General features: G+C 64.9%; 16 protein-coding genes and 1 pseudogene. 4 read left to right on the forward strand and 13 right to left on the reverse strand.

All coding sequences use genetic code 11. The annotated features are described in order from the left end of the window. Positions 1-217 precede the first annotated feature (217 nt). Positions 218-523, reverse strand: a complete 306-nt coding sequence (locus ACESMN_RS02680) for a nucleotidyltransferase domain-containing protein (RefSeq protein ID WP_373052043.1) — start codon at positions 521-523, stop codon at positions 218-220. A 231-nt stretch (positions 524-754) separates the two neighbouring features. On the opposite strand from ACESMN_RS02680, the gene ACESMN_RS02685 reads away from it, so the two are divergent. Together ACESMN_RS02685 and ACESMN_RS02690 are read left to right on the forward strand one after the other, a co-directional pair. Beyond that, complete coding sequence (locus tag ACESMN_RS02685; protein WP_373052044.1) at positions 755-976, forward strand: addiction module protein; 222 nt, start codon at positions 755-757, stop codon at positions 974-976. Positions 977-995: 19 nt separating this feature from the next. After that, positions 996-1,307, forward strand: a complete 312-nt coding sequence (locus ACESMN_RS02690; protein WP_373052045.1) for a type II toxin-antitoxin system RelE/ParE family toxin — start codon at positions 996-998, stop codon at positions 1,305-1,307. Positions 1,308-1,777: 470 nt separating this feature from the next. Here the strand turns inward: ACESMN_RS02690 and ACESMN_RS02695 are convergent, their stop codons facing one another. The 7 genes and pseudogenes from ACESMN_RS02695 to ACESMN_RS02725 all read right to left on the reverse strand — a co-directional run bounded on the left by ACESMN_RS02695 (position 1,778) and on the right by ACESMN_RS02725 (position 4,466). Then, positions 1,778-2,386: a plasmid pRiA4b ORF-3 family protein gene (locus ACESMN_RS02695; RefSeq protein WP_373052046.1), complete on the reverse strand. Its 609-nt coding sequence runs from the start codon at positions 2,384-2,386 to the stop codon at positions 1,778-1,780. A 126-nt stretch (positions 2,387-2,512) separates the two neighbouring features. Next, positions 2,513-2,632: pseudogene (locus ACESMN_RS02700) on the reverse strand (toxin-antitoxin system HicB family antitoxin); the annotation flags it as partial. 37 nt (positions 2,633-2,669) lie between these two features. Beyond that, positions 2,670-2,948 carry a VapC toxin family PIN domain ribonuclease gene (locus ACESMN_RS02705; RefSeq protein WP_373052095.1) on the reverse strand — a complete coding sequence of 93 codons (279 nt, stop codon included), beginning with the start codon at positions 2,946-2,948 and terminating at the stop codon, positions 2,670-2,672. An 87-nt stretch (positions 2,949-3,035) separates the two neighbouring features. Further along, positions 3,036-3,233, reverse strand: coding sequence for a type II toxin-antitoxin system VapB family antitoxin (locus ACESMN_RS02710; RefSeq protein WP_373052047.1), 198 nt, complete (start codon positions 3,231-3,233; stop codon positions 3,036-3,038). Between the two features lie 145 nt (positions 3,234-3,378). Further along, entirely contained in the window at positions 3,379-3,702 is a 324-nt protein-coding gene (locus ACESMN_RS02715) for a type II toxin-antitoxin system HicB family antitoxin (RefSeq protein ID WP_373052048.1), read from the reverse strand. Continuing rightward, entirely contained in the window at positions 3,699-3,947 is a 249-nt protein-coding gene (locus tag ACESMN_RS02720) for a toxin HicA (protein ID WP_373052049.1), read from the reverse strand. The genes ACESMN_RS02715 and ACESMN_RS02720 overlap by 4 nt, the downstream gene beginning before the upstream one ends. Before the next feature lie 321 nt (positions 3,948-4,268). Beyond that, a complete protein-coding gene (locus ACESMN_RS02725; protein WP_195051818.1) occupies positions 4,269-4,466 on the reverse strand; it encodes a helix-turn-helix domain-containing protein in 198 nt (65 codons plus the stop codon). 98 nt (positions 4,467-4,564) lie between these two features. Between ACESMN_RS02725 and ACESMN_RS02730 the strand changes: the two genes are divergently transcribed. Next, positions 4,565-4,777 carry a hypothetical protein gene (locus ACESMN_RS02730; RefSeq protein ID WP_373052050.1) on the forward strand — a complete coding sequence of 71 codons (213 nt, stop codon included), beginning with the start codon at positions 4,565-4,567 and terminating at the stop codon, positions 4,775-4,777. 21 nt (positions 4,778-4,798) lie between these two features. Here ACESMN_RS02730 and ACESMN_RS02735 read toward each other — a convergent pair whose 3' ends face one another. From ACESMN_RS02735 to ACESMN_RS02750, 4 genes are all read right to left on the reverse strand, one after another. Beyond that, on the reverse strand, positions 4,799-5,506 hold the full coding sequence (locus ACESMN_RS02735; RefSeq protein WP_373052051.1) for an REP-associated tyrosine transposase: 708 nt from the start codon (positions 5,504-5,506) through the stop codon (positions 4,799-4,801). A 180-nt stretch (positions 5,507-5,686) separates the two neighbouring features. Next, positions 5,687-7,843, reverse strand: coding sequence for a catalase/peroxidase HPI (gene katG / locus ACESMN_RS02740; RefSeq protein ID WP_373052052.1), 2,157 nt, complete (start codon positions 7,841-7,843; stop codon positions 5,687-5,689). Between the two features lie 559 nt (positions 7,844-8,402). Next, positions 8,403-8,609 (reverse strand): hypothetical protein, encoded by a 207-nt coding sequence (locus ACESMN_RS02745; protein WP_373052096.1) that lies wholly within the window; start codon positions 8,607-8,609, stop codon positions 8,403-8,405. A 67-nt stretch (positions 8,610-8,676) separates the two neighbouring features. Further along, positions 8,677-10,734, reverse strand: a complete 2,058-nt coding sequence (locus tag ACESMN_RS02750; protein ID WP_373052053.1) for a sodium-translocating pyrophosphatase — start codon at positions 10,732-10,734, stop codon at positions 8,677-8,679. Between the two features lie 699 nt (positions 10,735-11,433). Between ACESMN_RS02750 and ACESMN_RS02755 the strand changes: the two genes are divergently transcribed. Continuing rightward, positions 11,434-12,444: a TIGR00341 family protein gene (locus ACESMN_RS02755; RefSeq protein WP_373052054.1), complete on the forward strand. Its 1,011-nt coding sequence runs from the start codon at positions 11,434-11,436 to the stop codon at positions 12,442-12,444. 11 nt (positions 12,445-12,455) lie between these two features. Here the strand turns inward: ACESMN_RS02755 and ACESMN_RS02760 are convergent, their stop codons facing one another. Beyond that, positions 12,456-13,181, reverse strand: coding sequence for a DUF72 domain-containing protein (locus tag ACESMN_RS02760; protein ID WP_373052055.1), 726 nt, complete (start codon positions 13,179-13,181; stop codon positions 12,456-12,458). Between the last annotated feature and the right edge of the window lie 79 nt (positions 13,182-13,260).

Raw genomic sequence — 13,260 nt, forward strand, 5'->3', positions numbered from 1 at the left:
ACGGCCGGTAGCAGTCGAGCGCCGATGGCATCCTGTAGCCTGCCGAAGCGCAGCACGAACTGATCGAGGTCCTGAACGGCTTCGTCGTCCAGAGTGGCGAGCTGGCTGCCCGACAGTGGAAGCTTGTCCTCCAGGGAGGCCATGGCGTGCCTCAGGTGATGAGCGTGCCGCTGACACTGTCGCCAGGCATCTGCCAACTGCTGTGCTGCTGCGTCGGTCACAGCCGGACCCCAGTTCTTTCGGCGATGGCAAAGATCGGCGGGTGTTCGCCACGCCCCGGATAGTCCACGAGCAGGTCGATCTTCTGTTCGCCGATCGCCTGCTGAACCTGCACCTGAAAGCGGGTTTCCGCGTTGACGATCTCTTCCGGGTCAGTGATCTGCGTTTCGATCAGCAGGTCGATATCGCCGCCACGTGCCGTGTCGTCAGCACGCGAGCCGAACAGGGTAACGCGCGCCTCCGGCCCGAAGCAGTCGAGGGCGGCTTGCCTGATGACTCGGCGCTGCTGTGCTGTCAGGCGCATCGAAATCTCCTGAACGGTTTGGCATAACAGCAGCTTAGCACAGGCCCGGAACGCCTCACGCCGGCCCTTCCCCGGGAAGGATCCATCCACGTGGAACCGCTGCCATTTCACGCGCCGGAGCGCGCTTGTCCCGCTTGCTCATGGCCCACGCGTCTACGGACAGGGGGTGTTGCTCTACGCCTCCCGAGGCTAGACTTGGACCACGCATTGCGTTGGTGCAAGGTGAATCCTATGGCGGTCGTGGACGTTGAGCGAATCCTGAAAGAGGCAAAGGCGCTGCCGGAGTCGGCCCGTGCACGCCTCGCCCAGGAACTGGTGGCGACACTGGACGGTCCCGCCGATGCCGACGCCGCTGCGGCGTGGGATAGCGAACTCGAGAAACGCCTCTCCGACCTGCGCAGCGGCAACGCCGAGCTGTTATCCCGCGAGGAATTCAACCGAAGGCTCGGCTGACACGACCGAGGAGGCAAGGATGCCGGAACTCCAGATCCTCTCTGCCGCGGCCGAAGAGGCGGAGGCAGCCATCCGCTGGTACGAGTGCGAACAACCCGGACTCGGGAAGCAGCTTCGGGCCACGTTCGACGCGGCTCTGGATCAACTGGAAGCCGGGACTCTCGCCGGTTCCTCTATGCCCGGGCCCATCGGACGACAGGGAGTGCACCGGCTGGTACTGCGCCGTTTTCCTTACTCCATCGTCTTCATTCCGCGCGGGTCCACCATCACGATTCTGGCATTCGCGCACCACTCCCGACGCCCGGGCTATTGGCGGTCGCGAGGGCCGTGAGCTTCAGCGGTTTCCTGGCCCCAGCGCCTTTGCCCAGGATGGCCGGTACTCGTATGCTCCCGGCATCCTGGCCCCTGACCCCGAAACAGGGTCGCCGTGGGAGGCTGAGCTTAGGCCGCGATCCGCGCCCACCGCCGGATTCGGCCATCCATCTGCCTTTGCTCTTTCTCCGGATAACGCAGGACCCGCAGAATCCAATCGTCCTTGATTCCAGTCCGATCCGGTCTGGAGCGGGTCGCGTCGAAGTACGCTGTCGTCTTCATCGACATCAATCCCTGGTGTCGAACGGTAACTGACGCCGCCATCCGGGCGTCCATGCACGCGGCGTGCTCGTCGCTTCAGAGTGCCGGAGACAGTGTTATATGGGTCAATATGGGTTTGGTACGCCGATTGCCCATGGTCCGCATGTCTGCACACAGGCTGTGCGCCCGGTCAACAACACGTTGCCGCGGCAAACCTCGATGACGAAATCATTCCTCGCCGAAGGCGAGCTTCCACCGTCGCCTGGGATTGTCGAAACGCACATCGGAAGCCCCGAAGATCTCCGGCCCCCAACCCTCTGGAACCCAGTCACGGAGGTCCTCGTGATCCGGGTGCTTCGGATCCAGGAGGGCCTCGACCAGGTTCTCGTACCCCCAGACCCCTCCGCAGTCTTCCGGTGGGCAGGCACGGGCACCCGCCAGGCACTGTGGATAGCGCTGTCCCTTGATACGCGGCTCGACGCCGACGAGCGTGATGCGGTGCTTCCAGCCATCACCAAAGTCGTATTCGTAGTCGAAGGCCTGGCCCGCCTCCTCGATCAATTCGATAACGCCGACGCCCCAGCCGGGCAGCGTCACCGCGCCCGTACCGAATCCTTCGTCGTCCGGTATGCCGATGCGCAGCAGCTCCCCGCTCTCCGGTTCGGCGACCTGGAACTCGTGCAGGTGATAATCCTCCCAGCCCATGGCGTCCTGGATCGCAACGTGCAGATCCCGGAACGAATAGCTGGCCGGGACCAGGATCTCCCGCCAGATCGGGGGCTGAATCTCGAGAAGTTCGATCCGGAAGCGGAACACGTCGCGTCGCTGGTTGGCCACTGCTCGTCCTCCTATGGTGTCGGTAGACGGTGGTATCCCGGAACCGATGAGAAATCAGAGTCGCTGCCGCGCGCGCAAAGACCCCTGTCCGAGGTTTCGATGCCGCCGGACAGCCTCCAGAGATAATCAGCCAGCGAGCCTGGTACGGGCCAGCCGGTGCAGGCTGATGTTCTGTTCTGCCGCCTGCAAGACAAGCTTGCGATGCAGCTCCGGAGGAATACCCACACGGAATTCACCGCTGTATTCCCGTTCTGCGAGCGAAGAAGTCCTCGCCCACCTTCAATCAAGCTTCGCCGTACGCAAGGTTCAGGGCGTCGGCGACCGCCCGTAGCCGCTGGTCCCGTGTCCACAACCACGTCGAGCCACCCAGGGTAACTGAGGCCAAAAAATGCGCGTCCACATACCCGATGCCCCGGCCAATCAGCGCGTTGCGTTCGATAAAAAACAGCACCTCTTCATCGCTGGCGACCGGCGCTTTCGGCAGATCCTTGAGCAGCCGCAACACCTGACTGCGGCTGCGCAGGTTGCCGCAGGCCAGTTCACCGACCACAAAAGGGTGCATCAGCACCCGACTGCGGTTCAGTAACTCCCCCCAGCGCGGCATCGCCAGCGCGCAGGTGATCGACCCACACCGAGGTATCGACCAGGATCATGCGGGGCCGGATTGCCGGCGAGGCACGGGCTCCAGCTGCGGTTCACTGGCCCCCAGCCGCGCCAGCCGCCGGGCGCTCTCGCGCTCGATCAAGGCGCGCAGCCCCTCCCGCACCAAGGCAGCCTTTTCGTTCACGCCGGTAATGCGCTGAGCCTCGGCCAGCAACTGGTCATCGATATTCAGCGTCGTGCGCATGGAAACACCTCATCCGTTGCTGATGCATCAAAGAACACATCATTTGATGCGTAATGCGGTCAGGTCCCACATTTCAACACGGCACACCAACGGGAGTTGGATTGTGAGACCTGACCCCGTCCGTGCGGGCAGCTTTCAGAGATGGTCAGCCGGCGAGTTTGGCACTCGCCAGCCGGTTTAGGCTGATGTTCTGTTCAGCCGCCTGCAACACGAGCTTGCGATGCAACTCCGGCGGAATACGCACACGGAATTCACCGCTGAATTCCCTCTCGGCGAGCGCAGCCGGAGGGGTCTCGCCGGCTTTTGACATGTCCGCTACGACCTCTGCAACCAGGGTCCGGATGCCGGCAAGGGCGGCCTCGGGTGTATCTGCAAGCCAACTCAACGAGGGGAACTCGGCACACAGACCGACGTGTTCCCCATCCTCGGGTGACCAGGTTACGCGATAGGTGTAGTGATCGGTTTTCATGTCTGCTCGTCCAGCTTTTCAAGCGCCTTGAGTACCTGTCTGACCTGGTACGGCTTTGCCTTGTCGCCCGCCCGCTGAATGTTGATGCGAGGATCCCCCACCCATGGGGTCCGGAAGATCAGGTGACTGGTCCCCCTCTGCCTCGGCGGGCCAAGGAATTCCTCGCATACCTTGCGCAGGTCGGTGAATCGAACGTTCGCCGGTTCCGTCCGCATCTGTTCGATGATCTTCCTGATCGTCGCCATCAAACAATGGTTCCATTATTGGTACCATCTAGTCAAGTCCCTGTGCAGTGCGGGGGACGAGCTTGTCGTGCCCCCGGGCGCGTCGGAGCGAATCCGCAAAGAGGCGCGTTCTCGCCCGCTGTCGACGAGGGCCATCAGTCCATGATGACGAACGGCGCGGATTCGCTGGACGAAGATCGCCACTCGTTTGTGTTGGAAACGCTGCTGGCGGCCGCCTCCGGTGCTGCTGACCACACCCAACGCCGAGGACAACCTACCCTACGGTATGGCGCCTGGCGCCTGGCGCAGCGCTCGGTTACTGCAGGCCTCGCACAGGACCCATCAGCCGGAACTCCCATAAAGCCGGCGCAGCCGGTTCAGGCTCCGGCTCAGGAGCCTGAGTGTCCCGGGCCGGTTCTCCCAGTTGGCGACGGTCTGAGCCGAAACGCCGAGTTCCGCCGCAAAGGCGGCTCTGGAGAGGCCGAGGCGCTCGCGCAGGGCACGAATGCCGGCGGGCGGGGAGAAAGGGGACGGAGGGATTAAAACTTATTCCCTCCGTCCCCTTTTTGCCCTAGCGCACTCTGGCCCCTGGGAGCCGATCATGGGTATCCTGCTCTAAAGCCGACAGGGTAATCCTCATGCCGACGTACGCCTACGCACGCCTGCTGCTCCTCCTCGCACTGATGCTGCCGCTGGCCAGTGGCTGCACTGCAGTGAAGGTCGCCAGCGCAGCCGGCAACGCTGCCGTCAGCGTCACCACCGGAGCCGTAAAGGCGACCGGCAAGGCCGTCGGGGCGGTGGGACGCGCCGTTACCCCGGACGGCAAGCAGGACAAGGACGATGCCGAATAGAAGGAAAAGGGGACGGAGGGATTAAACCTTGCCCTGTTGCCCGTTACCCGCATTCCACGGCCGGCCCGGCTTCATCTGGCCGAAGCGAACGCCGAACTGTCGCTCGACCCGCTCGCGAAAGGCATTATCCCCGACGGGCTGGCAATAATAGATAGCGCGGCGGATCGCGGCCAACTCGCCCGAGGGGAGGCTCTCCGAGAACAGACCCCGGTAGGCTTCCAGGCGCCCTGAGGCGTCCCGATCCAGGCGGACGTACTCGGAGTGTGGCTGGATCCAACCCGCCTCACCCCATGCGTTCATCCGGTGGCTCGACCAGGGGTAGTCCTCGGGCGACGCCACCATCCCGGCGCGCACGGGATTCAACTCGATGTAGCGGTAGCAGGTCAGAAGGTAACGCTCGGACTGCACCAGGCTCGCCCGGTGCCGGCCTTCCCAGAGCGTGCCCGTGCGCTGGTACCTGCGATTGACGTACTGGGCAAAGCGGCTGCCGACCACCTTCATGGTGTTGGACAGGGAGTCCGCCTCGGCCGGCGTCGCCAGGAAGTGGACGTGGTTGGTCATCAGGCAATAGGCGTGGACCGCGACGCCATAGCGCCGGGACGTCTCCTCCCACAGTTCGAGATAGCGACGGTAATCCGCCGGATCCAGGAAGCAGTCCTGGCGGTTGTTGCCGCGCTGAACCAGGTGATACGGCAGACCCGCGACATAGTGGCGTGCCCTCCTTGGCATCGGGTTCCCTCCCCGGGCATCCAGCCCGATGGGTTGCTTGAAGCGATTCACTCTCAAGATTCGGCCAGGACCTGCGACCAGTCAAGCCTTGATCCCTCCGTCGCCTTTTCCGCAAGCTCCGGCTTGGACGTAAGACTGGTCAGGATTTATTCCCTCCGTCCCCTTTTCCCCTTTTCCGTGTCAGGCGAGGTCGAAGCGGTCCGCGTTCATCACCTTGGTCCAGGCGGCCACGAAGTCCCTGACGAACTTCTCCTGGTTGTCGTCCTGGGCGTAGACCTCCGAATAGGCGCGCAGGATGGAGTTGGAACCGAGCACCAGATCGATGCGCGTCGCGGTCCACTTCACCGCGTCCGTCTGGCGGTCGCGGATCTCGTAGAGGTTGTCGCCGACCGGGTTCCACGCGTAGGCCATGTCGGTCAGGTTCACGAAGAAGTCGTTGGTCAGCGCGCCCTCGCGGTCGGTGAGGACGCCGTGCCGGGTGCCGCCGTGGTTGGTCCCGAGCACGCGCATGCCGCCAACCAGCACCGTCATCTCCGGGGCCGTCAGGCCCATCAGCTGCGTGCGGTCGAGCATCAGCTCCTCGGGCGCAACGTCGTAGGAGGAATCGAACCAGTTGCGGTAGCCGTCCGCGATCGGCTCGAGGACCCGGAAGGAGTCCGCGTCGGTCATCTCCTCGGTCGCGTCGCCGCGGCCGGGCGCGAAGGGCACGGTGACATCCAGGCCCGAGGCCCTGATTGCCTTCTCGATGCCAACGTTGCCGGCCAGCACGATCACGTCCGCCAGGCTGGCGCCGGTCTCCCGGGCGATCGGCTCGAGCGTGTCGAGGACCTTGTTCAGGCGCGCCGGCTCGTTGCCTTCCCAGTCCCTCTGCGGCGCGAGGCGGATGCGGGCGCCGTTGGCGCCACCGCGCATGTCCGAGCCGCGGTAGGTGCGGGCGCTGTCCCATGCCGTCGATACCATTTCGGCGATCGAGAGCCCGCTGTCCGCGATTCTGGCCTTGACCGCCTCGACGTCATAGTCCGCAGGGCCGGCCGGAACCGGGTCCTGCCAGACCAGATCCTCCGCCGGCACCTCGGGTCCGAAGTAGCGGTCCTTCGGTCCCATGTCGCGGTGGGTGAGCTTGAACCAGGCCCGGGCGAAGGTATCCCTGAAGTATTCCGGATCGTTGCGGAACCGCTCCATGTAACTGCGGTAGCTCGGATCCAGCTTCATCGCCATGTCGGCGTCGGTCATGATCGGATTGTGCCGGATCGAGGGGTTGCTGGCGTCGACCGGCTTGTCCTCCTCCCTGATGTCGACCGGTTCCCACTGCCAGTGCCCGGCGGGGCTCTTCTTCAGCTCCCACTCGTGGTCGAGCAGCATGTCGAAGTAGCCCATGTCGAACTTCGTCGGCTCCTTCGTCCAGGCGCCTTCGATGCCGGAGGTCACGGCATTGCTGGCAAGCCCCTCCATGTCGGGGTTCATCCAGCCCATGCCCTGGTTCTCGACGTCGGCTCCTTCGGGCGGGGGACCGAGCCTGGACTCGTCGCCGTTGCCGTGGGTCTTGCCAACGGTGTGGCCGCCGGCGGTGAGCGCTGCGGTCTCCTCGTCGTTCATCGCCATGCGCGCGAAGGTGACCCGGACGTCGTGTGCCGACTTCATCGGGTCCGGCTTCCCGTCGCGGCCTTCGGGGTTGACGTAGATCAGGCCCATGTGGACCGCCCCGAGCGGCTCTTCCAGGGACTCCGGATCTTCTTCGTTGGCGTAGCGCAGGATGCTCTCCGCCAGCCATTCCTTCTCGGAGCCCCAGTAGACGTCCTTTTCAGGGGCCCAGATGTCTTCGCGGCCGAACCCGAAGCCGAAGGTCTTCAGGCCCATGGACTCGTAGGCGATGTTGCCGGCGAGCATGATCAGGTCGGCCCAGCTGACGCTGTTGCCGTACTTCTTCTTGATCGGCCAGAGCAGGCGCCGGGCCTTGTCCAGGTTGCCGTTGTCCGGCCAGGAGTTCAACGGGGCGAAGCGCTGGTTGCCGCTGCCGCCGCCGCCGCGGCCGTCGAACAGCCGGTAGGAGCCGGCAGCGTGCCAGGCCATGCGGATCATCAGGCCACCGTAGTGGCCCCAGTCGGCCGGCCACCACTCCTGGCTGTCGGTCATCAGGTCGAACAGGTCCTGCTTCAGCGCCTGCACGTCGAGCTTTTCGAGCTCCTCGCGATAGTTGAAGTCCTTACCCATCGGGTCGGTCTTCGTGTCGTGCTGGTGCAGGATCTCGAGGTTGAGCGCATTGGGCCACCACTCTGTCACCGAGCGTTCGGCGGTCGTCATCGAGCCGTGCATCACCGGGCATTTCGACGCAGACATCTTGCTCCTCCTGTCGTATCAACGATGTTGTGGGTGACTGTCAGAACTGTATAGCCTGCGGATGGCATCTGATCGAATAGATTCGATCAAACACACGGATAGCCGTTCACAATTTAGGTCTGGATTGCCGGGAATCCGGGGGTCGGACCAACCGAAATGGTTGATTCAAGACGTTAATCCCTCGAATTTACCGCCGATTTTCGTCTTGGAGGCCCGTTTTCGCCCCGAAAAATGCGGGCCTGACTGTCATGGCCCTGCGCCACTCCTCCCCATGGAAGCCCCCTCCCCCGCTTGCGGGGCAGGGTTGGGGTGGGGGTGCGGCGCTGGGCCATGGCCTCTGCGGTCTCTGTATGCCAGGCGCCCGGACGGCAGGCTCCAGCTGCCAAATGGCGCCTTCAAGGCCGCTCCTCCGGGTTCCTGGCAGAACCACTGCCCGTCACCCGTGGGAACTGGCTGCGGCCACCGATCCTTGATGGGGCTGCGAACTCCACCCCCCGGGAGGCAGGGGGCGGGATCGACCCGGTCCGCCCTCCTGGCGGACCACTACAGGTGCCGGCGCCTATTCCTCGCCAAGGTCCTCGTGCCAGCCGCGGTCCAGCCCGAATTCGAAGCTGTACACGTGCAGGCCCTCAGGAAAGGCCGCCTTCAGGCGCCGCTCGAACTCGGCATAGACCTCCACCTTGTGCTGCTGCACATCCCAGTCGCGGCTGTCCACATCCACGCCCGTTATCTTCACGTCCATCTTGAGTTCCAGCTCCGGGGCCATCTGTACGCGTACCTTGGTCATTGCCCAGTTTCTCCTGGTTTTCTATGGAAGCAGGCCTTAGCCTCGTTCAAAGGACAGGCACCATCAACAGCGCCACGATATTGATGACCTTGATCAGGGGGTTGATTGCAGGACCCGAGGTGTCCTTGTAGGGATCGCCGACGGTGTCGCCGGTCACCGCTGCCTTGTGCGCCTCGGACCCCTTGCCGCCGTGATTGTCATCTTCGATGTATTTCTTGGCGTTGTCCCAGGCACCCCCTCCGGTGGTCATGGAGATGGCGACGAACAGGCCGGTCACGATGGTACCGATCAACAGGCCGCCGAGGGCTTCCTTGCCCAGGAACAACCCGACCAGCACCGGCACCAGTACCGGCAGCAGCGAGGGGATGATCATCTCCCGGATGGCGGAGGTCGTGAGCATGTCCACCGCCCGCGTGTAGTCGGGCTTGGCAGTGCGTTCCATGATGCCGGGGATCTCCCGGAACTGGCGCCGCACCTCGTTGACGATACCCGCGGCGGCGCGGCCGACCGATTCCATCGTCATCGCCGCGAACAGATAGGGCACCAGGCCGCCGATGAACAGGCCGACGATCACCTTGGGATTGCTCAGCTCGAAGCTGTGCAGCAGGCCGGTGTGATAGGTCAGCTGATGCGTGTAGTCGGCAAACAGCACCAGGGCGGCGAGACCCGCGGAACCGATCGCGTAGCCCTTGGTGACCGCCTTGGTGGTATTGCCGACCGCGTCCAGCGCGTCGGTCGTCTCGCGCACGTTCGACGGCAGGTCGCCCATCTCCGCGATACCGCCGGCGTTGTCGGTGATCGGGCCGTAGGCGTCCATCGCGACGATGATTCCGGTCATTGACAGCATCGCGGTGGCCGCGATCGCGATGCCATAGAGGCCGCCGAGCGCGTGGGCCACGATGATGGCGGCACAGACCGCGAGCACCGGCGCGGCGGTCGCCTTCATGGAAATCGCGAGGCCGGCGATGATGTTGGTCGCATGCCCGGTCGTGGAGGCCGCCGCGAGGTGGCGCACCGGCCGGAACTCGGTCGAGGTGTAGTAATCGGTCACGACCATGATGATTCCGGTCAGCGCGAGACCCACCAGGGCTGCGCCATAGAGCCGCAGTGGCGCGCCGCTTTCGATGCCGATGCTTCCGGCGAGGGCGTTGTCGGGCACCATCAGCATGGTGATGGGCAGAAAGGCCACCGCCGCCAGGCCGCCCGAGACCGCCAGGCCCTTGTACAGGGCCTTCATGATCTCGGCACTGTGGCGCGCCTTCACGAAGAAGGTACCGGCGATCGATGCGAGGATGGCCGCACCGCCGAGGACCAGCGGATAGATAGCGGCAGTGATGCCGAGGTCGTCCATCAGCAGGGTACCGAGGATCATGGTCGCGATCAGGGTCACCGCGTAGGTCTCGAAGAGGTCCGCCGCCATTCCTGCGCAGTCACCGACGTTGTCGCCCACGTTGTCCGCGATCACCGCCGGGTTGCGCGGATCGTCTTCCGGAATGCCGGCTTCGACCTTGCCGACCAGGTCCGCACCGACGTCCGCACCCTTGGTGAAGATGCCGCCCCCGACACGGGCGAAGATCGAGATCAGGGATCCGCCGAGCGCCAGTCCGACCAGCGGGAACAGGCCGACACTCTCGCCGGCGGGCGTGATCAGCCACAGGAGCGCGAAGTAGCCACCGACCCCCAACAGGCCCAGTCCAACGACCAGAAGACCGGTGACGGCGCCGCCCCGGAAGGCCACGTCCATCGCGGCCTCCATGCCGTCCATCGCCGCCGCCGCCGTGCGCACGTTCGCGCGTACCGCCACGTGCATGCCGATGAAGCCGGCGGCACCGGAGAGTACCGCGCCGATCAGGAAGCCGAAGGCCGCCGACGCGCTGAGCACCAGCCAGAGCAGGATGAACAGCACCACGCCGACCATGCCGATGGTGAGGTACTGGCGCTTCATGTAGGCCGAGGCACCTTCCTGGATCGCCCGGGCCACACGGCGCATTTCATCATTGCCTTCCGTCTTGGCCAGGACCCAGCGTATGGAGATCACGCCGTAGGCCAGGGCGCCCGCGCCACAGAGCAGCGCGAACAGGAGTCCTGCTACTGACATTGTCATAAACTCGCCTCTCCCTCGAATCTTGGTGGTGGTTTCGGGAAGCCGGGACGAGTAACAACAGAGACGGTCGGGCACAGCCGCGTGCGACCCCGCCCGCACCCCACTGGCGTGGGGCCTCCTTTGAACTCCTCCAGTATTCCCTCGTTATTCTTGTTTGGGTCCTGCATGCCCGGTGCGGACAGGGAGGACAGGCTACGAGTGATCGATCCACCGGCGCACCCCCCGGATGCCAGACCGGTATCGGTCAACCCTGACCGTGAAAAACCACGCATAGCGCTGAGGGAAATTACCCCCATAACCGCAGGGGCGTCAAGCAGCCCCCTGCCCTGCCCCGGGGTCGGACCAAGGTAACCCATTGAATAACCGATCGATTCGGTCGTTTCTGGCCGGGATTTGCGGCTTATACGCCCATTTTTCGGCCCCGAAACGGCGGTTTTGGGGCGCACCGGCACCGGGAGCAGCACCCCCGATCGGGGAAAGCCCCTCCGGCCTGCGTTCGACGTGGCTCCCGTGAAATCTCCGAACGTCGGGCGCCTCGACGGTCGATTTTGGGCACAAAATGGGGCCTCCAAGGCGGTATGGATCGGGTGAAACGCCGTGCTTATCGAGACGATTCAGTAACTTGCCTTGGTCCGACCCCGGGGGCGCCGCCCCGGGGGCGCCGTCGGCGTTATCATGCCGGCAACCACGGAGGGCAGCATGAGCAGCAAGATCATCGAGGTGGTTGGCCCTGCGGGGCACCTGGATACCGTGCTTGGCATTGCCGACGGGTTGACGGTCGAGGTGCTCTGGCATGGGGTGGACGAGAATCGCGACCGCATGGCCGTGCATATACTGGTGAGCACGGAATACCGTCAGCGACTGATGGACGATCTCTACCGCGTCCTTGGCGCCTCCGAGACCGCCCGCATTCTGGTGCTGCCCGTCGAGGCCGTGCTGCCGGATCCGTTTCAGGAACCGCAGGAAGACAAGGCGAAGGAAGCGGAAACCGGCAAGAAGGCCCGCGCCGTGTCGCGCGAGGAGCTCTACAACAACGTGGCCGGGGGTGCCGACCTGACCGGGCAGTTCGTCCTGCTGACGGTGCTGTCCACGATCGTCGCTGCCATCGGGCTGCTGGAGGACAACGTGGCCGTGGTGATCGGGGCCATGGTCATCGCGCCCCTGCTCGGGCCCAACCTGGCACTCGCACTCGGCACCTCGATGGCCGATACGCAGCTGATCGGCCGCTCGCTGCGCACCAATGCCGCCGGCCTCGGCGGCGCGATCCTGATCGGCGCCGTGCTCGCCATGGTCATGTCCGTGGATATCGGCGCCCGCGAGCTGCAGATCCGCACCGAGGTCGGGCTGGACTCGGTCGCGCTGGCCCTGGCCTCCGGAGCGGCCGCGGTGCTGTCGCTGACCACCGGCCTGCCCACGGTGCTGGTGGGCGTAATGGTCGCGGTCGCTCTGCTGCCGCCGGCAGCGACCGCCGGCATCATGCTCGGCTCCGGCGAGTTCTCCGCCGCGTACATGGCTGTACTGCTGCTGGCGGTCAACGTGGTCTGCGTGAACCTCGCGGCGAAGCTCGTCTTCCTCTACCAGGGCGTGCGTCCGCGCGGTCGGGTCCAGCAGGAGGCCGCGGCCCACAGCATGGCCGGCTACCTCTTCCTGTGGGCCATCACCCTCGCCCTGCTGGTATTCCTGATCCTTGAGGCCGATGTCCGGTTCTAGTGGGCCTGGCCTCACCCCAGTCTCTCGATCAGGCGCTGGGCGTCCCGGGGCGCGGCCCCCTCCGAGTCGTTGTCGAAATAGACATGCACCTCTTGCCCGTCTGCCAGCCACTGCTGCACACGCCCGGCCCACCGGTCCAGCGAGCGGCCGCTGTAGGCCGAGGCGTAGAGCCGGGTATGCCCGTGCAGGCGACAGTAGACCAGCGGCCCGGCCACCGCCTCCCAGCATGGCCAGTCCGGGGCATCGGACTGGCAGATTCCGACTCCCGCTGAATCCAGGTGCGCGGCCACCGCATCGGTGAACCAACTCGAGTGACGGAACTCGATCGCGTGCCGCACCTCTGGCCAGGCCTCCAGGGCACCGGTGAACGCCTCGAGTCGCTCCTGGTCCAGCCGGAAGTTCGCGGGAAGCTGCCAGACCACCGCGCGCAGCCGATTCCCCATGGGCTCCATGCGACCGCGCAGCAAGCGCACCGAATCCGCCGCATCCTTCAGCCGCCGGACATGGGTGACATAGCGACTGCCCTTGATCGCAAACCCGAAGTCCTCTGCCGTCTGCCCCGCCCACCGCTCCACGGTGTCCGCCTGCGGCAGGCGATAGAAGGTTCCGTTGATCTCCAACCCGCTGAAATGCCGCGCACAGTAAGCCAGCCACTTGCGCTGCGGCACCCCGCGGTAGAAGTCATCCTTCCACGCCCGGTAGTTCCAGCCGGACGTCCCGATATATGCATCAGCCATGGAAGCGTCTCCGAAGCCGGTTACAGCGAGTGTAGCCCGGCACTCCGCTCTCCACCCGGGCGCGCGTGGACCAGGCGCC

The sequence above is a fragment of the Thioalkalivibrio sp. genome (genome assembly GCF_041690275.1).
In the GTDB taxonomy this organism is placed as follows: domain Bacteria; phylum Pseudomonadota; class Gammaproteobacteria; order Ectothiorhodospirales; family Ectothiorhodospiraceae; genus Thioalkalivibrio.